Consider the following 16,572-nt stretch of genomic DNA (forward strand, 5'->3'; position numbering starts at 1 on the left):
ATATATGAATGCTACCTTGAAATATATGCTGGTCAGATGCAGTGCGGGCTGTCTGATCATCCTGCTGGTGTTGATCACATGCACTGCAGTTACTATGGCGGCCAGCTGCCCTCCGACCCCCTGGGATGAAATCGGCCCTTTTTACCGCCCCAACGCACCGGTTAGAAACAGTATAGGCACCGGGTATGTGTTGAGTGGAACAGTTCGCTCAGCGGGAGATTGCCGCCCCCTTCCCAATGTGCGGATTGAAATATGGCAGGCCGGTCCGGACGGCAGTTACAGTGATCAATACCGGGCGACTCTGTTTTCCGATAGTGAGGGTCGCTACAGTCTGCAAACCTTCTTGCCGCCACCTTACGGGCGACGGCCGTCTCACATCCATATGCTGGTAGATGCAAAGGGGTTTGAAGGTCTGATAACACAGCATTATCCCAAGAAAAATACTACGAAAGCCGTCTATGACCTGGTTTTGGTCCCTGAAATCAAGGGGAAGGAAAAGGTAAGGAACCCTGTGGGGCGATAGGATTCCTCATAAATATAATCAAAGAAGGGCACCCGCTGGGGCGCCCTTCTTGCTTTCTGGTCAACGTAAACATATACTTAACCGATTTCAGATAAGCTTTTGAAGGAGAGAAATATGAGTGAGATCAATGCGCTTCAGGAGCGTCTCGACGAATCTTAGGCTAAAAATCGACTCAACAACTGGGTTGCAATCACGGTAGCAATCGTTTCCGTTTTTATGGCTGTTACAAAGGTGAAGGACGATAACATCGTTCAAGCCATGCTTCAGACCAAGTCTGATGCCGTGGACACCTGGAACGAGTATCAGTCCAAGAAGGTCAAGCAGCATATGGCCGAGTTGGGCTTGAGCCAGGTTCAAGCGCTACAGGCTCTGGCGCCGAGCAAGGGAGCCGAGGTGCTGATTGCCCAGCAGAAACAGTATCAGAATTCAATTTCCCGCTATCAGATCGAGGAAGAGGGGTTGAGCAAAAAAGCCAAAGGATTTGAAAAGCAATATGACGACTTAAACTATCGCGATGATCAGTTTGATTTATCCGATGCTACGCTTTCCATATCGCTGGCCATGCTGGCCATTACCGCTTTGACCGGGAAACGCAGGCTGATTGTTCTTGCCTGGATCTTCGCCGCGTTTGGAATGATCGTAGGGCTGGCCGGCCTTTTGGGGCTGCCGCTGCATCCCTCCGCACTTATCGGGTTATTGACGTGATTGAAGATTTGAAGTCAGCGCCGCAGCTTTATCTGCTGGATGGTTCCAGTTACATCTATCGCGCCTATTACGGTGTCCGGGATTGTGTCACCTCCGGCGGGATGCCCTCCAATGCCATTCTCGGCTTCACCCGGATGCTGCTCAACCTTCTGCATGAGAACCGTCCCGAGTACTTTGCCGTTGTATTCGATCCTCCCCGGGATGCAACCTTCCGTCGCGAGATTTACCCCGCATACAAAGCGCATCGGGATGATATGCCCGAGGATTTGGTGGCCCAGCTGCCATACATCAGGAAGATCTTGCATGCTCTCTCTATCCCGGCTCTGGAAGTGCCTGGTTTCGAAGCTGACGATGTCATTGCCACCTTGGCACGCCGCTATGCTGCAGAAGGAGTTCATGTCACGGTCGTGACCGGTGACAAGGACCTGATGCAGATCGTCGGAAAGGGAATCGAGCTGTTGGATACGATGAAGGATCAGCGCTGCGGACCCCGAGAGGTTTTGGAACGCTTCGGCGTCCTGCCGGAGCTGGTGCCGGATGTTCTGGGACTGGCCGGCGATGTGTCGGACAATATCCCGGGAGTACCCGGAATCGGCGAGAAGACCGCCGCCGGGCTGATCAATCAGTTCGGTTCCCTGGAAGGGGTCATCCGCTGGAAAGATCTGGTAAAGGGCAAACAGCGCCGGGAGAATATCTGTGTTTATGCCGAACAGGCTCGACTCTCCAAAATACTGGCCACTGTCCGTTACGACGTTCACCTGGAACTGTCGCTTGCGGAACTGCAGCGTCAGCTGCCGAACCTGCCCTTGCTGATGCCCCTGCTGCACGAGCTGGAATTTGCGTCGCTGGCAATTGCCTTTACTCTGCCTCCCCCTGGCGTGGTGGAGATCTACTGCGATGGCTCGGGCAGAGAGTCCGGCCCCGGAGGGTATGGGGTGATCCTGCGCTATGGGGAATCCGAGAAAGAGTTGAGCGGCTTTGAGCCTGCAGCCACCTCCCAGCGTATGGAGCTGACCGCGGCGATCAGAGGGTTGGAAGCATTGCAGAAGCCCAAGCGGGTGCATATCTTCAGTGATTCGCAATACCTGGTCAGAGGGATGAGCGAATGGCTGCAGGGCTGGATCCGAAGCGGCCGTCTCGAGACCGAGGGCGCTCTCAAAAATCAGGATCTCTGGCAACAGCTGTCCATTTTGTCTGCCAAGCATAAGGTCACATGGGAATGGGTGCGCGGCCATAACGGGCATCCCTTCAATGAACGTTGCGACCGGTTGGCAAAACGGGCGGCAGAGGCGGGGATGCTGGCGATCGAGGAAGCGATGCGGGTGGAGCGGGAGGCAGAAGAAATCAACATTCCGCTGCCAGTCGTGCCTGTTCAGCCTGTTTCGTTATTGGCTGGCGAGGAAGCTGCGTTCGAGGCCGATGCAGATGGCCAGCTGCTGCTCTGTTAGTCGTTATACTGCTTCATACGCAAAGGGATCTAAATGCCAAAAAGAAGTGCCGGCATACTGATGTACCGTTTCAGAAACGAACTTCCTGAAGTTCTCCTGGTTCATCCCGGGGGACCCTTCTGGGCCAGAAAAGATCTCGGCTCCTGGTCGATTCCCAAGGGTGAATATGAAGACCATGAAGAGCCATTTGTGGTTGCGCGGCGGGAGTTTTTCGAAGAAACAGGCTTTCAGGTTGAAGGAGAGTTTGTCGAGCTGGCTCCGGTAAAGCAGCCGAGCGGTAAAGTTGTTTCGGTGTGGGCGGTAAAGGGTGACTGTGATGCAGCCAATGCCAGGAGTAATTGCTTCACACTGGAATGGCCCAAGAATTCTGGTTCATTCAAAGAATTCCCCGAGGTGGATCGTGCAGAGTGGTTTTCTGTTGCAGTTGCCAGAGAGAAAATTTTAAAAGGACAAGTTCCCATTCTCGATCAGCTGTGCAAGCAGCTCGCCATCCTCCGATTACCTGCTGACCCCCTTCAAATGTGATACCTACCCTCCCTACGTAAACAACAATTGCCTTTTCAGCCTTGCCATCGAACCAGAGGAACAACTTGATCTTCTGAGTGGCTCCTGTCGTGAATGTTTCAGGCGTTTTTGCGATGGTTGCCGTTTATCACAGAATCGACGCTCCAGATGCCGCTCCCGTGGGCGGCGATGAACAGGAACACGAAGCAGTACAGCACGGCCAGTTCCCCTTGATTCTGAAGCGGCAGCAGTGCTTTGGTGCCGTGACCCATCCAGTAGGCGAATGCCATCAATCCGCTGGAAAGGAAGGCTGCCCAGGGCGTGAGCAGGCCGATCATCACCAGAATACCTCCCAGCAGCTCGATCGGTCCGGCTACGTAGGTAATGAAGGCCGGCACTCCGGGGGGCATGCCGCTGGGAAAATCGAACAACTTCTGGGCTCCGTGCCACAGAAACAGAAAACCGGCAACAATCCGCAGCAGTGCATAGCACTGGGAGTTGTAGTTTGACATGAATGACTTCATGGATATACCTCCGGTTACCATAGGATAACTGACTATCAAGACTATTTTAGTCTCTTGTGCGCATGTGGCAACATCATTAATTGCCAATGTTTGACAGTACTGGATTGATTGCGGGGCGAACCCGTGGTACACGGATGGGCCTGAAATTTTTGATATGGAGCGCAGGGACGAGCATGATTATAACACGCAGAAATAAGCTGCATTATGCCTGGGTTGTCGCCGGAGTCACGTTTCTGACTCTGCTGGTGACAGCAGGCATCAGGTCAACGCCGGGCGTACTTATTGTCCCCATTGAACATGAATTCGGCTGGTCGCGCGCCACCATCTCCATTGCTGTTTCCGTGAATCTGCTGCTGTACGGGTTGATGGGGCCGTTTGCGGCGGCCTTCTTCGACAAGTTCGGCGTGCGCCGCACTATGGTGACAGCGCTGGTGCTGTTGGTGATTGGGGTTTGTACCACAACTTTGATAACACGCCCATGGCACATGATCCTGATCTGGGGAGTCGTGGTGGGCTGTGGCGCGGGGATGACTGCGTACAGTCTGAGCGCCACCGTTGTCAGCCGCTGGTTTCACAAATCCCAGGGAACGGTAATGGGTGTGCTGACGGCCAGTGCGGCTACGGGGCAATTGCTTTTTCTGCCATTCCTGGCTCAATTGACACATCATTATGGCTGGCGAAAAGCGACTTTTGCCATTGCGTGTGCAGCTCTGGCCATTCTGCCTCTGGTTTTGTTTTTCATGCGCAACCAGCCTGCGGATAAGAATCTTCTGGCATATGGGGAAGAACCGCACAGCAATGATATATCCCCCTCCTCAGCCAGTCCGCATCGGAATCCCTTCCATGTGGCGATACTCGGGTTGCAGCGCGGTCTGGTCTCCCGGGATTTTTGGCTTTTGTCAGGCAGTTTCTTCATCTGCGGTGCCAGCACCAACGGCCTGATTGGTACGCATCTCATCCCGGCCTGTGTCGATCACGGCATTCCTGAAGTACGGGCCGCAGGCCTGCTTGCTTTAATGGGAGTGCTCGATCTGATTGGTACAACTTTTTCCGGATGGCTTTCCGATCGATACAACAGCCGTTATCTGCTCTGCTGTTACTATGGGCTGCGCGGCTTGTCGCTGATGGGGCTGCCCTATGCTCTGGCAGGGCCCGAATGGGGGCTTTCGGCATTTGCGATTTTCTATGGCCTGGACTGGATCGCCACAGTTCCACCAACTGTGAAACTAACTGCAGAAGCATTCGGCAGGGCCAGTGTGGGGATCATGTTTGGCTGGATCTTTGCCAGTCACCAGATCGGTGCGGCGCTTTCGGCAACCTTTGCCGGTAGTGTGAGAACCTATCTGGGGGACTACATGTTTGCTTTCCTGCTCTCCGGGCTGATGTGTCTGTTCGCCGCGGGTCTGGTATTGAGGATTAACAAGAAGTCTGCTGCGGCGCCGGGGATTGTGCCTGGAACGGAAGAGCAGGCGGTATAGATTCAACTTATGGGCTAATGCACATTCAGGATGAGAAACAGCAAAGGCGGTCCGTGGGCCGCCTTTGCTGTTTCTGCTGAAAATCCTCAAGCTATTACTTGGCGCCGATCACCCCGCAGGCGATCCGGTCGCCGGAGTTGCCGCTGGGATCGGTCTTTTCATCGTCCGGCTTGGCGTGAATGACCAGGGCCGTGCCTCCAGGCTTCAACAGGGAGCCCGTTCCCGTTCCCAGCGTCGCTCCTTGGGCAATTGCCGTCAATTTCGCGGTACCATCGGACTGTACCACCAGATTGGGCAGGTCGCCGGCATGTTTCCCCCCGGGACTGCCGGCGCCGTGATGCTTGCTGGTGGGGTTAAAGTGACTGCCTGCAGTGGAAAAACCGGGGGGCTCGCATTTCCCGTTTTCATGGATATGCACCCCATGCTTGCCGGGCTGCAGCCCCGTCACTTTCATTGTTACTTCCACTCCCCCTTTTTTCTCGTAAAAAATTGCCGTTCCGACCGGTTTTCCTGCTGGGTCAAAAATTGCTGAGGAAATGCTCTTCTCCATTCCGGCAGCCCCTGCCACAGCGGCAGTGGCAAGCAAAAGCAGACATGTGGCGGATTTGATCATGGTTTTCTCCTTTGGTTCCAGATTTTTACTACAAAAAGTGTAGCCATGGTCAGTCTGCTGTCAAGCCTCGCCAGTCTTGACTTTCCCGCCTCTGCTCGTTATACCAGTCTTAATGAAACGCTCTATTGCACAATTTGTCATGATACTGCTCCTGGCCTGTCCGCTGGCAGCTTTTGCTACCGAAGAGTATGCCCGCCAGACCGGCCGGGCCTGTTCCGCCTGCCATGTCGATCCTTCCGGCGGAGGCGAATTGACCCGCGAGGGGACAACATTTGCCGCCACGCTGACAGCGACCCCACAAAAGCCTGCCCTTTCCGCGACTGCCCGCTGGTTCCGTTTTGCCGTTGGTTACCTGCACCTGATCACTGCTTTTCTCTGGTTCGGTACCATTCTCTACGTTCACCTTGTGCTCAAACCTGCCTATGCCTCGGGAGGCCTACCACGCGGTGAAGTGCTTGTCGGCGTTGTCTCCATGGTGGTCATGGGAGTCACCGGAATCATCCTGACCCGCTTCCGGGTCGGCTCGCCTGAGCTTCTGCTGCAGTCCCGCTTCGGAATTCTGCTGCTGATCAAGATCGGCCTTTATTTGGTCATGGTCACTTCAGCGGCGTTTGTGGTTACGGTGATCGGTCCGCGCCTGAAGAAAAAACGCTCCAACTCGTCTCCGCTGATAGTCAGCGGTGACATGAGCGTTGAAGAGCTGGCTGTATGCGACGGTACCGAGGGTCGACCGGCTCTGATTGCCTTTCAGGGCACGATCTACGACGCTTCTGCCAGTCGGTTGTGGAAGCAGGGCAAGCATATGGGACGTCACCAGGCTGGGGGAGACCTGACCGAAGCACTGGCGCAAGCACCCCATGGGGCGGATCTTGTGACGGCTTTGCCTGCCGTCGGGCATCTCGTTGCCGGAATTAAGCGACCGGCTCCTCTTCACGAACGAGTGTTTTATTTCATGGCGTATATGAACCTTACGATCGTATTTTTGATCGTGCTGATCCTGGCCCTCTGGCGCTGGTGGTAGAGATGAACAGGTTGTTGAAAAACAGCCATCTCGCCGCCATCCTCGAAAGCACACCCTTGTGCAGCGTAGCGCTGCGGCCCTCACCCAATCCCTCTCCCACGTGGAGAGGGCAAGGCGTGCTCTCCCCCAGCGGGGGAGAGATAGAGAGGGGGCTGCTTCCGCGGGGCGTTCTCCGGGTGCGATGATCTGACTATTTTTGAACAACCTGAGTTTACAGCATTCTGTTGTTGCCCACCTTCACCCTGTGATCCTTCCTCATTACTCATCCTCATGTAACTCGCCAGCATCCCGCAGCTGATCTCAAGCTCCTCACCGAGCGCTTAATCTTGCTTATGGTATAGTTGGATACTGTGATGTCACTGACACAGTTGTCCTTTACTGCTGCTGTCATGATCGCAATGATTGTACGGGGGAATAATGCTGCGTACGATTCTTCATCTTTCAGATATTCACTTCGGCAGCATAGATCCCCTTACTGTCACTCCTCTCATCCAGGTAGCGCACGAAGTGGCCCCGGACGTGGTGGTCGTCTCGGGGGATTTGACACAACGCGCCAGACCCAGCCAGTTCATCGATGCGCGTGCCTTCCTGGACCAGCTTCCTTCCCCGCAGGTGATCGTGCCGGGAAATCACGATATTCCCCTCTATAATATAGCCCGCCGATTCCTCCGGCCTCTCGACAATTACCGCCGCTATATCAGCGATAGACTGGAACAATACTATGCGGATACGGAGATTGCGGTGCTGGGGATCAACACCGCCCGCTCACTCACCTTCAAGAATGGCCGCATAAGTCTTAGGCAGATACGCCACGTCAGAGAAAAATTTTGTTCCCTTGCTTCACACATCGTGAAGATCATTGTCACGCATCATCCGATCGATCTGCCGCGCCAGTTCGCTGGACAGGAGGTGGTGGGGCGTGCAGGACGGTTGATGAATGTACTGGCATATTGCCACGCCGACATGCTGCTGGCAGGGCATTATCATCTCAGCCACACCGGCGATACCGCCAGCCGCTATCCCATCCCCGGATATACTGCCCTGGTGGTCCACGCCGGTACAGCCACATCCTCACGGGGGCGCGGCGAACCCAATGCCTTTAATGTCATCCGCATCGAGCGACCTTTTGTGGATATCGACCGTTATGCCTGGCAAAGTGAGACCGGGTTGTTTCAGCTTATCCGGCAGGAACGATTTGAACGGCACGAAGGGCAGTGGGTGAATTAACTCCGGTCTTCTTAAGCATCCATACATATCTGGCGGTTTCTCCCTGGAGTCTCAGCATGATTCCTGAATCAGCGATGGTCGATCACACAAATTCTTTGCGTCTTGCAGTCATCATCAACGCCGGTTCCGGAAGCGTAAGAGATGCGGATTTGGCGGCTCAGGTATGCTCTCAATTTTCAGCAAAGGGAGTTGAGGTTGAATTCTGCGTCTGTGCCGAGGGCACTGACATCCGGCAACATGCGGTAAAAGCACTGCAGCATGGTTGTACTGTTGTGGTTGCCGGCGGCGGCGACGGGACGGTCAGTACCGTCGCCTCAGTGGTTGCCGGCACAAGTGCCGCGCTTGGCGTCCTTCCGCTCGGAACACTGAATCACTTTGCCAAGGATCTCGGCATACCGCTGGGCCTTGAAGAAGCGGTCGCTACGATCGTTGAGGGCAGGGTTGCAAAGGTCGATATCGGCGAGCTTAACGGCCGCACGTTCATCAACAATTCCAGCCTGGGGCTTTACCCCAAGATTGTTCGCCACAGGGAAGAGCATCAACGTCTCGGACGCTCCAAGTGGTGGGCGTTTTGCAAGGCTATCCTGATGGTGCTGGGTCGCTATTCCTTCCTGAAAGTAAAGCTTTCAACGGATGAAAAAGAGATCATCAGGAGCACTCCCTTTGTGTTTATCGGTAACAATGAGTATGAAATTCACGGTTTGAGCATCGGTACCCGCGCCCGCATCGACTCAGGCATCCTATCACTCTACATGACTCGTCGCGCCGGCAGAATTCGGCTGCTTGGCCTGGCCCTGCGGGGATTATTCGGTTTTTTAAAAGATTCAGTTGATTTTGATACGATCACAACCTCGGAGGTTACAATCGACACCCGCGGTCGTAGCGTCCAGGTTGCTCTTGATGGTGAGCTGTTCCAGATAGAACTTCCTCTGCGTTACCGCTGCAGGAAACAGGAGCTGGGGGTGATTGTGCGGAATGTAAAGGAGTAAATCAGCGATGCCGGAAGGACCCCACATCAGGAACACTGCCGACGATCTTCGGGCTGCGCTGCTTGACAGGTACATCGAGCATTGTAAGAGTCGCCTTAAAAAAAGCGAGATCGAAGGGTGGCGGGAGAAGATTGAAGGGAGCAGGGTGGTGGCGGTACGTTCCCATGGGAAAAATCTCTTCATCGACTTTGAAAGCGGCTGGACGCTCTACAGCCATATGATGATGTGGGGATCATGGCATGTTCACCGGCTGGACGAAGAGTGGCACAAGGAGGAGTCCAGGGCGCGGGTTGTGCTGCAGACGGCTGAGGCGGTGGTAGTACTTTTTTCGGCTCCGGTGTGCGAGCTACTGCGGAGCGATGAATTGTCGAACCATCGGACAGCGGAATTAGGCCCCGATTTTCTGGCAGATACCTTTGGTGTCGACTCTCAGCATGAAATTCGTCGCCGACTCGCCCTTCACCCCCAGGAAAGTATCGGCGAAGCGCTCCTCAACCAGAATGTGATGGCCGGGATCGGCAACATCCTAAAGTCCGAGATTCTTTTCGCGGTCAAAATCAATCCGCTGCGTCTCTCTTCAAGCCTGACGGAGCAGGAGTTTGAGCGTCTGATGGAGGTGGCAACGGACTTCATGCGTCGCTCCTACGAGACCCATGGTTTCAAAAAGGTATTTCTGCCTCCGGATCTGCAGGAAAAGGTGACTGGGCTCGGCTACGTCTATGGCAGAAGCCGGCGCCCCTGCCTGGTCTGTGATACTCCAATCGTAATGGTGCGTCAGGGAAAAACAAACCGCAAAACCTTCTATTGTCCTCACTGCCAGCCGGAGAAGTCGGGGCCTGAACGCTGAGATAACCCCCTGAAACTTGTGGTAATGAGAATCGACTTACGGAATTGATTTTATCTTTTTCCAATCTACAATTGATACAGGAGATGACTCCTGCAAAGTGAGAAAAGGAAATAATTCAATGAGAGGAGAAAATCATGAAGACCAAAAGCTCGATTGCTATGATTCTGACTGCGGCTGCACTTATGATCCCTGGCCTGCCGCTGCATGCGGCTGATGACCATTACTCGGACAAAACGATGGGTGAAAAAACAGACGACGCAATGATAACGTCGAAAGTCAAAATGGAACTGATGGGTAACAGCGGGACAAGCGCCATGCGCACAGAGGTTGACACCAACAATGGTGTGGTTACTTTGAGCGGTACGGCTAAAAGCACGGCTGAAAAAGAACTGGCCACGCAGATTGCCAAGAAAGTAAAAGGAGTAACGAAGGTTAACAATCGGATGACTGTTCAATCTGAAAAATAGGGATCTTCAATATTTTTCATTTTCAGCAGCTTGAGGTGTGATCAAGCCCTTGTCGAATATCTGGCAAGGGCTTTTGCAATTTTCCCATGAGGTGGCCATTGTCGCCTTTTTTGTTTGCGGCAAGCGAATAAGCCCTGTCAGGGGTGCGGTGGATATAATCTTATAAGTTGATAATATCTATGCAGGGTCGATTCTGGTCAGGAGTCTGTCGAACTTAGGAAGTCGTAGCGAAAATTCGGCTGGGCGAGGACAGATTTAGACGATTTTGAAGGTCAATAGTTGTTCTATTGACCAAAAAAGCGGCTGAATATGATCCGTCCAGACGGATTTGCAGTAGATTACTCCTAAGTCTGACAGGCTCCTAGGTGGGGAGCAGTAATATTTCATGATAACGCCAGATACTATGGAAGTGCATTCTCCAAAACGGGTTGAATCCGAGATGTGGAGCTCTGTAACAGATAAGCAGGATATCCGGCTTATGGCTTTACTGTTCCTGGGATATCTGCTGGTTGCCGTGTATAACCTGGGCAGTTTCAACGTACCTGTAACCGTATGGAAGCCTGTGAATGGCGGAGAAATGTTCGATATAGATCTCGGCAGGGAAGTTGATGTTGCCAGGATTTATTATTACAGCGGGATCAATGAAAGCAGGTATGACAACGCGAAGTTCTTCGTCCTGTATCAGAAGGGGGGGCAATTCCATTCCCTGACAGCCATCGATAAAAATGAGTGCGGGATCTGGAAGTATAAAGAGGTCAGTGCCAAAACCTCACGCCTCAAAATTGTCGCCAATCCGCCTGGCGGTGCACTGAACGAGATGGCAATAGTTGAGAAGGGTAAACGTGTCCCCTATACCCCCGTCAGACTTCAGGCCGGTTCCTCCTTAAGTGACCCCAAAAAACTGTTCGATGAACAGGATACTTTCGAATACGCCCCATCTTTTAAAAGCAGCTTCTATTTTGATGAGATCTATCATGCCAGGACAGCATACGAACAACTGCAACGCATGGACCAGTACGAAAATACACATCCTCCGCTGGGAAAACTGTTCATTGCCGCTGGTATTGCTCTGTTCGGGATGAATTCTTTTGGCTGGAGAATCGCGGGCACGCTGTTCGGGGCAGCCATGGTGCCGGCTATGTATCTGTTTGGGAAAAAGTTATTTGGAAGCCGTTTTTTCGCTTTCTGTGCTGCCTTCCTGATGATGGTGGATTTTATGCATTTCACTCAGACCCGCATTGCAGTGATCGATGTGTATGGAACCTTTTTTATCATTCTAATGTTTTATTTCATGCACGACTTTTACAATGGTGATTCTGATCTCCTCGATCCCGTCAGGTCCCTGCGCCCATTATTCCTGAGCGGACTCTGCTTCGGTCTGGGAGCGGCCTGCAAGTGGATCAGCCTGTATGCCGGGGCCGGCCTGGCATTTCTGGTCCTTCTCAAAATGTACTATCACTATCGTGAAAATGCGACTGGCCAAAGCAAAGCGGAGTACCTGCGGTTGAATCTGCTGCCTCTTATCTGTTTCTGCCTCCTTTTTTTCGTTGTCATACCGTCTGTAGTGTATCTGCTCTCGTACATTCCCTTTTTGCTGATCAAGGGACAGAACCATGGCCTTATTGATATTCTTAAAAATCAGCGGGATATGTTCGTCTATCACAGTCAGTTAAAGGCAACCCACCCGTTTTCCTCCCCCTGGTGGTCCTGGCCTCTGGATCTGCGGCCGATATGGCTTTACACAGGAAGCGATCTGCCTGCGGGACAGGTCTCCTCCATTGCATCATTTGGCAATCCTGCAATTTGGTGGGCTGGAATACCGGCTGTCCTGGCGGCCGTTATCATGGCTGGCGTCAAGCGGGATCGGCGGATGGCAGTGGTTTTCACCGGACTGGCTTGCCAGTATCTGCCATGGGCGACGATCCCGAGAGTAGCCTTTATCTACCATTTCTTTTCAGTTGTGCCGTTCATGATTCTTTCACTTGTGTACGTGATGAAGGCAACCATGGAGAGGTGGCCACAAGCTCGACATGCAGCATATGCCTATCTTTGCCTGGCGGGCGGGCTCTTCATACTGTTTTATCCGGTCCTGTCAGGGCTGCAGTTGGCTGAAGGCTATTTTAAAAGTTTGAGATGGTTGAAAAGCTGGACTTTTTGACAACAACATTAATAACCTCAACCGGAGGTACTATGTCTGAAGCAGCGAGATTTTCGGTGGTGGTGCCTGTCTATAATGAGGAAAATGTTCTACCGGAGATGTATTCGAGGCTGCACGCTGTCATGGAGGCACTTCATCAGCCCTACGAGATAATCTTCGTCAACGATGGAAGCTCAGACCGGACCTTCGCAATTTTGAACGAGCTATGCGAACAGGACCACGCTATCAAGGTGATCGATTTTGCCAAGAATTTTGGTCATCAAACCGCAATTACAGCTGGAATGGATTATTCCGAAGGGGAGGCTATCGTTGTCATCGATGCAGACCTCCAGGACCCGCCGGAGGTGATCCCTTTGATGATCGAACGCTGGAATGAGGGGTATGACGTTGTGTACGGCAAGCGGGGAGAGCGCAAGGGAGAAACCTTTTTCAAGAGACTCAGTGCCTCTCTCTTTTACCGGTTGATGCGAAAACTGACCGATGTGGACATTCCCGTGGATACCGGGGACTTCAGGCTGATCGACCGCAAGGTGTGCAATGCGCTCAAATCCATTAAAGAGCGCAATCGTTACATCAGGGGCATTATCAGCTGGCTGGGGTTCAAGCAGATCGGGGTGGACTTCTGCAGGGAAGAACGCTTTGCAGGGGAGACAAAGTATCCCTTCAAGAAGATGTTGAAGTTTGCCTTTGATGCAATCACCTCTTTTTCTTTCAAACCGTTGAAGCTCTCTTCATACCTGGGGATGCTGATGTCATTTTTCAGCTTCATCTATCTGTTGTTCGTCCTTTACCAGAAGCTCTTTACTAACCAAACCGTTACCGGATGGGCCTCCAGCATGGTGGTCAATCTGTTTTTCAACGGCATTGTGCTGATGATGCTGGGTATTGCAGGGGAATATATCGGCCGAATCTACGACGAGACCAAGGGGCGGCCGCTGTACGTGGTACGGCAGGTGAAGAACTTCAGTCGCAACAGGATCGAGCGCAGATCGCGGCAATCGGCACTTTCTCAAGCTAACTTACAGGTTCCTTGATCGGAGTCGAAGGGAGCAGAGCGGTAGCGACCTTTGCCTGGCATTGAATTTTGATTCCATAGGCAACGGTACATCCCAGCAGCAGAAGATTCAGGGCCGAGATTGCAATGAGGAAAGGGTCGAAGGGATGGATATGATTGCCATGCATGCCAGCAATCAGCACCTGTGCCACATTCATGAAGTGGGTGACGCTATAGCCGGCAAAGAGTGCGAGCATCTTCCGGTCCTGAGAGTACAGAAAGGCCAGCAGGGCAAAAATAAGAGCAGGGAACAGATACCGTTCGTGCATTTTTGATGCAAGTACGAAAACAGCGGATATCAGAAACAAGGCCATGTAATACATCCTCACCTCCCTTCTTCCTTTCACATAGACTGCCACGGCAAAAAGCGTTGCAGCCACGATGAAGAAAGCTCCCCAGGCTCTGTAGGAAAAAACCAGCAGGATGTCGGTTTCCGGTTTGAAATTGCCACCGCTCAGGGCAAAGAGGTTAAAGGCATTGAGCGTGGCGTAGGGATACGAGGCGAGGGTGGCAGCATAATGTTTGAATATCCAGAAAGGCTCCTCTTTAAGGGCAAACGGCAGAATAAATACGATAAATACAGCTATTCCGGCCGACGCACTGATCAGCATTTTTTTCCAGTTCCGGCTGAATGTTCCGGGCAGCAATCGCTCCGAAGCGGCGCACAGGAAAAGCGGGCTGAAAATTAGCGCCTGGGGCTTTATCAGCAGTGCCAGTGCGAATAGAATCGCGGAGCGAATCAGCCAGTCCTTTGTCAGGCTAATGACAGACAAGGCGATGAACAAGCTAAAGACAGCATCTACCTGTCCCCAGGCCGCTGAATTGATGATTATTGCAGGGTTGAATCCATAAATAAGGGCAACAGCCAGGGCATATCTTCTTCCCCGGTGAGTAGAAGTCAGGCGGTAAACAAGAAGGACAGTCACCATATCGGCGAGAATGGCCGGCATTTTGATCAGTGCCAGAAATGCTGGGGAGTCATTCCCCACCAGCAGCACCTCCTTGGTCTTGCCGATCAGAAAAAGAACATACATGTATCCCGGAGGGTAATCGGCGAACATTCCGGATGAATAAAAACCCGGAAGGTCTTTGGCCGCCTGTATTGCCCAAGCCTGAAAGGTCTGCACATCAGCAGGATATCCCTTTACCGTGACCACCAAAGCGATTCTGATCAGCAGCATGAAGGTGAGAGCGACATATATCAGCCATTGTCGGGGGGCTTCCTTCCCCTCTTGTGTACATGCCGCATATTTGCCCGCCAGCACAACTCCACCTACAAACACCGCCGAAAGCGCAACAAAAAATAATTGTGTCATCACATCCTCATTACTCAATCGGCGACGTTTCAACTTTAAAAACCCAGAGCCTGGTGCCGCAGAAACTGATCAGCATGGTGAATACGGTCGCAACAACCTTGGCAGGCAGGAGAGGGACATGCAGTTGTGAGTGGAAGAGGTAGACAAGCAGAACGGAAATCGCCAGTGCTGACAGATTGATTGTTATGAATCGCGCCACCTCGGCTGCAGTAATCTCTGCTGTGCGGAATGTCCAGTATTTGTTGAAAAAATAGCTGTTGATAATCCCACAACCATAAGAAAAGATTTGTGCAAGCAGATATGCGACTCCCATGGCATTCAATGCAAAAAAAAGGCTGAAATCAATTAACGTGTTCAGTACTCCAACCAGATTGAATCTGATTAACTGTCGGACAATTTCCGATAACCTAGTCGTTTGTCCTATAACCTTCTCTGTTTTGCACTTTTTCATGCTATTTAATATACCTCATACTCGAAATATTTCCGATAAGTCCTGTTTTAATGTTTACCATCCTTGACATGAATCATCCTGCCAGTAAAATTTTAACTGTTATTGCAGGGCAAAATTCAACTGTCAGAGTTGCAACACACCTTCAGGGTGGACAACAACTAAAAAGGGAGGTACGGCATGGTAAAAAGGATAACGCAATTACTGGCTCTTATGATGTGTCTAGGTAGTATGCAATTAGGAACGGTTGCTGTTGCTGATGATGATTACAGGCAGGGCAGGGCAACCGGCGGGTACTCTGATGATAATGACAGGGATGGAGACAGGGACGGGGACAGGGACAGGGAAGGTAGAAGAAAACCAAGGAGAACTCCAAGGCCAACAGCAACTCCAACAGCAACTCCGACTCCAAGGCCAACAGCCACACCAACAGCTACGCCAACACCGACAGCAACACCAAGGCCAACGGCCACACCGACGGCCACACCGACAGCTACTCCAACACCAACGCCAACTCCGAGACCGACAGCAACACCAACTCCGACACCGGCACTTGATGGCGCAGCGCTATACAACACGAACTGCGCAGGTTGTCATGGCACAAGTATGCGCGGCAGATCAGCCTCCAGCATTCAAGACGCCATCAACAGCAACAAAGGCGGCATGGGCTTCCTCAGAACCCTCACGCCGGCGCAGATCACAGCTATCTCACAGTTCTGATCACAGCAACATGGTCTTACCAAGCCCTCCTCTCTCAGGGGAGGGTTTTTTTGTGTCCGCTACCGAATATCTTTCCAAATAAGATCAACTCAGCAAAAACCTCAATAAGTGATCCCGGTTACATTGCCATTTCACTCTCTGTAGTACCTTGACTTAGCAGTCACCGCTACCCGTGAAACCCCAGTTGCAAGGCTGGATTCCCCAGCCTGAGGTGTTTCATCACGGTGATCAGCGGTATATCCAAGCCAAGGAATAATGGAGAGAGATATATGTTCACCAGATCAAAAAGATTCTTAACTGTATGCAGTGTCGCCAGTCTTCTTGTTACAGGGTTTGCTTCCGCCGGTTCAGCCGCTTCTGCTCAATCCTGGAGCCTCTATAATCAATCCTGTTTTGCCTGCCATGGCATTTCCAAACAAGGCAAATCACCTTTTGCTATCCAGAACGCCGTGAATAATGTGGTATCAATGTCATCGATGAAGTCGCTTGCCGCCGGGCAGATTGCAGCCATTGCCGCCGGCCGATAGAGA

The 16,572-nt window shown here is 52.2% G+C and carries 17 protein-coding genes and 3 pseudogenes; 15 read left to right on the top strand and 5 right to left on the bottom strand.

Features of this window, described 5'->3' with window-relative positions:
* The first annotated feature begins 4 nt into the window (after positions 1 to 4).
* The 5 genes and pseudogenes from KJB30_RS10255 to KJB30_RS10270 all read left to right on the top strand — a co-directional run bounded on the left by KJB30_RS10255 (position 5) and on the right by KJB30_RS10270 (position 3,201).
* Positions 5 to 523 (top strand): dioxygenase family protein, encoded by a 519-nt coding sequence (locus KJB30_RS10255; RefSeq protein ID WP_246545621.1) that lies wholly within the window; start codon positions 5 to 7, stop codon positions 521 to 523.
* 183 nt (positions 524 to 706) lie between these two features.
* Positions 707 to 1,228 (top strand): annotated as a pseudogene (locus KJB30_RS10260) (DUF4337 domain-containing protein); the annotation flags it as partial.
* Positions 1,225 to 1,965: pseudogene (locus KJB30_RS18645) on the top strand (5'-3' exonuclease); the annotation flags it as partial. The pseudogenes KJB30_RS10260 and KJB30_RS18645, both read left to right, overlap by 4 nt.
* Before the next feature lie 141 nt (positions 1,966 to 2,106).
* Positions 2,107 to 2,520, top strand: a pseudogene (rnhA, locus tag KJB30_RS18650) (ribonuclease HI); the annotation flags it as partial.
* A gap of 189 nt (positions 2,521 to 2,709) precedes the next feature.
* The gene (locus tag KJB30_RS10270) at positions 2,710 to 3,201 is read left to right on the top strand and encodes an NUDIX hydrolase (RefSeq protein ID WP_214298760.1); all 492 of its coding nucleotides are present in this window, start codon (positions 2,710 to 2,712) and stop codon (positions 3,199 to 3,201) included.
* Between the two features lie 98 nt (positions 3,202 to 3,299).
* On the opposite strand, the gene KJB30_RS10275 is transcribed toward KJB30_RS10270, so the two are convergent.
* Positions 3,300 to 3,704 (bottom strand): DoxX family protein, encoded by a 405-nt coding sequence (locus KJB30_RS10275; RefSeq protein WP_214298762.1) that lies wholly within the window; start codon positions 3,702 to 3,704, stop codon positions 3,300 to 3,302.
* Between the two features lie 173 nt (positions 3,705 to 3,877).
* Between KJB30_RS10275 and KJB30_RS10280 the strand changes: the two genes are divergently transcribed.
* Positions 3,878 to 5,182 carry an MFS transporter gene (locus KJB30_RS10280; RefSeq protein ID WP_214298764.1) on the top strand — a complete coding sequence of 435 codons (1,305 nt, stop codon included), beginning with the start codon at positions 3,878 to 3,880 and terminating at the stop codon, positions 5,180 to 5,182.
* A 94-nt stretch (positions 5,183 to 5,276) separates the two neighbouring features.
* Here KJB30_RS10280 and KJB30_RS10285 read toward each other — a convergent pair whose 3' ends face one another.
* Positions 5,277 to 5,795, bottom strand: a complete 519-nt coding sequence (locus KJB30_RS10285; RefSeq protein WP_214298765.1) for a superoxide dismutase family protein — start codon at positions 5,793 to 5,795, stop codon at positions 5,277 to 5,279.
* A gap of 112 nt (positions 5,796 to 5,907) precedes the next feature.
* Here KJB30_RS10285 and KJB30_RS10290 point away from each other — a divergent pair, with 112 nt between their 5' ends.
* The 7 genes from KJB30_RS10290 (at position 5,908) to KJB30_RS10320 (ending at position 13,538) form a co-directional block, all read left to right on the top strand.
* Entirely contained in the window at positions 5,908 to 6,816 is a 909-nt protein-coding gene (locus KJB30_RS10290) for a CopD family protein (RefSeq protein WP_214298767.1), read from the top strand.
* 417 nt (positions 6,817 to 7,233) lie between these two features.
* Positions 7,234 to 8,043, top strand: a complete 810-nt coding sequence (locus KJB30_RS10295) for a metallophosphoesterase family protein (protein WP_214298769.1) — start codon at positions 7,234 to 7,236, stop codon at positions 8,041 to 8,043.
* 56 nt (positions 8,044 to 8,099) lie between these two features.
* Complete coding sequence (locus KJB30_RS10300; protein WP_214298771.1) at positions 8,100 to 9,032, top strand: diacylglycerol/lipid kinase family protein; 933 nt, start codon at positions 8,100 to 8,102, stop codon at positions 9,030 to 9,032.
* A 7-nt stretch (positions 9,033 to 9,039) separates the two neighbouring features.
* The gene (locus tag KJB30_RS10305) at positions 9,040 to 9,879 is read left to right on the top strand and encodes an Fpg/Nei family DNA glycosylase (RefSeq protein ID WP_214298773.1); all 840 of its coding nucleotides are present in this window, start codon (positions 9,040 to 9,042) and stop codon (positions 9,877 to 9,879) included.
* A 134-nt stretch (positions 9,880 to 10,013) separates the two neighbouring features.
* Positions 10,014 to 10,346, top strand: a complete 333-nt coding sequence (locus KJB30_RS10310; RefSeq protein ID WP_214298774.1) for a BON domain-containing protein — start codon at positions 10,014 to 10,016, stop codon at positions 10,344 to 10,346.
* Between the two features lie 478 nt (positions 10,347 to 10,824).
* Positions 10,825 to 12,504 carry a phospholipid carrier-dependent glycosyltransferase gene (locus KJB30_RS10315; RefSeq protein ID WP_214298781.1) on the top strand — a complete coding sequence of 560 codons (1,680 nt, stop codon included), beginning with the start codon at positions 10,825 to 10,827 and terminating at the stop codon, positions 12,502 to 12,504.
* Between the two features lie 32 nt (positions 12,505 to 12,536).
* Complete coding sequence (locus KJB30_RS10320; RefSeq protein ID WP_214298783.1) at positions 12,537 to 13,538, top strand: glycosyltransferase family 2 protein; 1,002 nt, start codon at positions 12,537 to 12,539, stop codon at positions 13,536 to 13,538.
* On the opposite strand, the gene KJB30_RS10325 is transcribed toward KJB30_RS10320, so the two are convergent.
* The 3 genes from KJB30_RS10325 to KJB30_RS18020 all read right to left on the bottom strand — a co-directional run bounded on the left by KJB30_RS10325 (position 13,519) and on the right by KJB30_RS18020 (position 15,897).
* Positions 13,519 to 14,874 (bottom strand): glycosyltransferase 87 family protein, encoded by a 1,356-nt coding sequence (locus KJB30_RS10325; protein WP_214298785.1) that lies wholly within the window; start codon positions 14,872 to 14,874, stop codon positions 13,519 to 13,521. The genes KJB30_RS10320 and KJB30_RS10325 overlap by 20 nt on opposite strands.
* A 10-nt stretch (positions 14,875 to 14,884) precedes the next feature.
* Positions 14,885 to 15,325 (bottom strand): GtrA family protein, encoded by a 441-nt coding sequence (locus tag KJB30_RS10330; protein WP_214298787.1) that lies wholly within the window; start codon positions 15,323 to 15,325, stop codon positions 14,885 to 14,887.
* A 263-nt stretch (positions 15,326 to 15,588) separates the two neighbouring features.
* Complete coding sequence (locus KJB30_RS18020) at positions 15,589 to 15,897, bottom strand: hypothetical protein (RefSeq protein WP_246545622.1); 309 nt, start codon at positions 15,895 to 15,897, stop codon at positions 15,589 to 15,591.
* Positions 15,898 to 15,928: 31 nt separating this feature from the next.
* On the opposite strand from KJB30_RS18020, the gene KJB30_RS18455 reads away from it, so the two are divergent.
* The gene (locus KJB30_RS18455) at positions 15,929 to 16,042 is read left to right on the top strand and encodes a hypothetical protein (RefSeq protein ID WP_367618964.1); all 114 of its coding nucleotides are present in this window, start codon (positions 15,929 to 15,931) and stop codon (positions 16,040 to 16,042) included.
* Positions 16,043 to 16,311: 269 nt separating this feature from the next.
* Positions 16,312 to 16,569, top strand: a complete 258-nt coding sequence (locus tag KJB30_RS10340) for a hypothetical protein (protein WP_214298791.1) — start codon at positions 16,312 to 16,314, stop codon at positions 16,567 to 16,569.
* The last annotated feature ends 3 nt before the right edge of the window (positions 16,570 to 16,572 follow it).

It is taken from the genome of Pelotalea chapellei (genome assembly GCF_018531195.1).
GTDB lineage: Bacteria > Desulfobacterota > Desulfuromonadia > Geobacterales > Pseudopelobacteraceae > Pelotalea > Pelotalea chapellei.

Excerpts from the sequence above, each read along its gene's own strand:
- KJB30_RS10275 (WP_214298762.1), bottom strand. The coding sequence starts at position 3,704 with ATGAAGTCATTCATGTCAAACTACAACTCCCAGTGCTATGCACTGCTG.
- KJB30_RS10285 (WP_214298765.1), bottom strand. The coding sequence starts at position 5,795 with ATGATCAAATCCGCCACATGTCTGCTTTTGCTTGCCACTGCCGCTGTG.
- KJB30_RS10315 (WP_214298781.1), top strand. The coding sequence starts at position 10,825 with ATGGCTTTACTGTTCCTGGGATATCTGCTGGTTGCCGTGTATAACCTG.
- KJB30_RS10300 (WP_214298771.1), top strand. The coding sequence starts at position 8,100 with ATGATTCCTGAATCAGCGATGGTCGATCACACAAATTCTTTGCGTCTT.
- KJB30_RS10295 (WP_214298769.1), top strand. The coding sequence starts at position 7,234 with ATGCTGCGTACGATTCTTCATCTTTCAGATATTCACTTCGGCAGCATA.
- KJB30_RS10280 (WP_214298764.1), top strand. The coding sequence starts at position 3,878 with ATGATTATAACACGCAGAAATAAGCTGCATTATGCCTGGGTTGTCGCC.
- KJB30_RS10320 (WP_214298783.1), top strand. The coding sequence starts at position 12,537 with ATGTCTGAAGCAGCGAGATTTTCGGTGGTGGTGCCTGTCTATAATGAG.
- KJB30_RS10310 (WP_214298774.1), top strand. The coding sequence starts at position 10,014 with ATGAAGACCAAAAGCTCGATTGCTATGATTCTGACTGCGGCTGCACTT.
- KJB30_RS18455 (WP_367618964.1), top strand. The coding sequence starts at position 15,929 with ATGCGCGGCAGATCAGCCTCCAGCATTCAAGACGCCATCAACAGCAAC.
- KJB30_RS10255 (WP_246545621.1), top strand. The coding sequence starts at position 5 with ATGAATGCTACCTTGAAATATATGCTGGTCAGATGCAGTGCGGGCTGT.
- KJB30_RS10330 (WP_214298787.1), bottom strand. The coding sequence starts at position 15,325 with ATGAAAAAGTGCAAAACAGAGAAGGTTATAGGACAAACGACTAGGTTA.
- KJB30_RS10340 (WP_214298791.1), top strand. The coding sequence starts at position 16,312 with ATGTTCACCAGATCAAAAAGATTCTTAACTGTATGCAGTGTCGCCAGT.
- KJB30_RS10270 (WP_214298760.1), top strand. The coding sequence starts at position 2,710 with ATGCCAAAAAGAAGTGCCGGCATACTGATGTACCGTTTCAGAAACGAA.
- KJB30_RS10290 (WP_214298767.1), top strand. The coding sequence starts at position 5,908 with ATGAAACGCTCTATTGCACAATTTGTCATGATACTGCTCCTGGCCTGT.
- KJB30_RS10325 (WP_214298785.1), bottom strand. The coding sequence starts at position 14,874 with ATGACACAATTATTTTTTGTTGCGCTTTCGGCGGTGTTTGTAGGTGGA.
- KJB30_RS10305 (WP_214298773.1), top strand. The coding sequence starts at position 9,040 with ATGCCGGAAGGACCCCACATCAGGAACACTGCCGACGATCTTCGGGCT.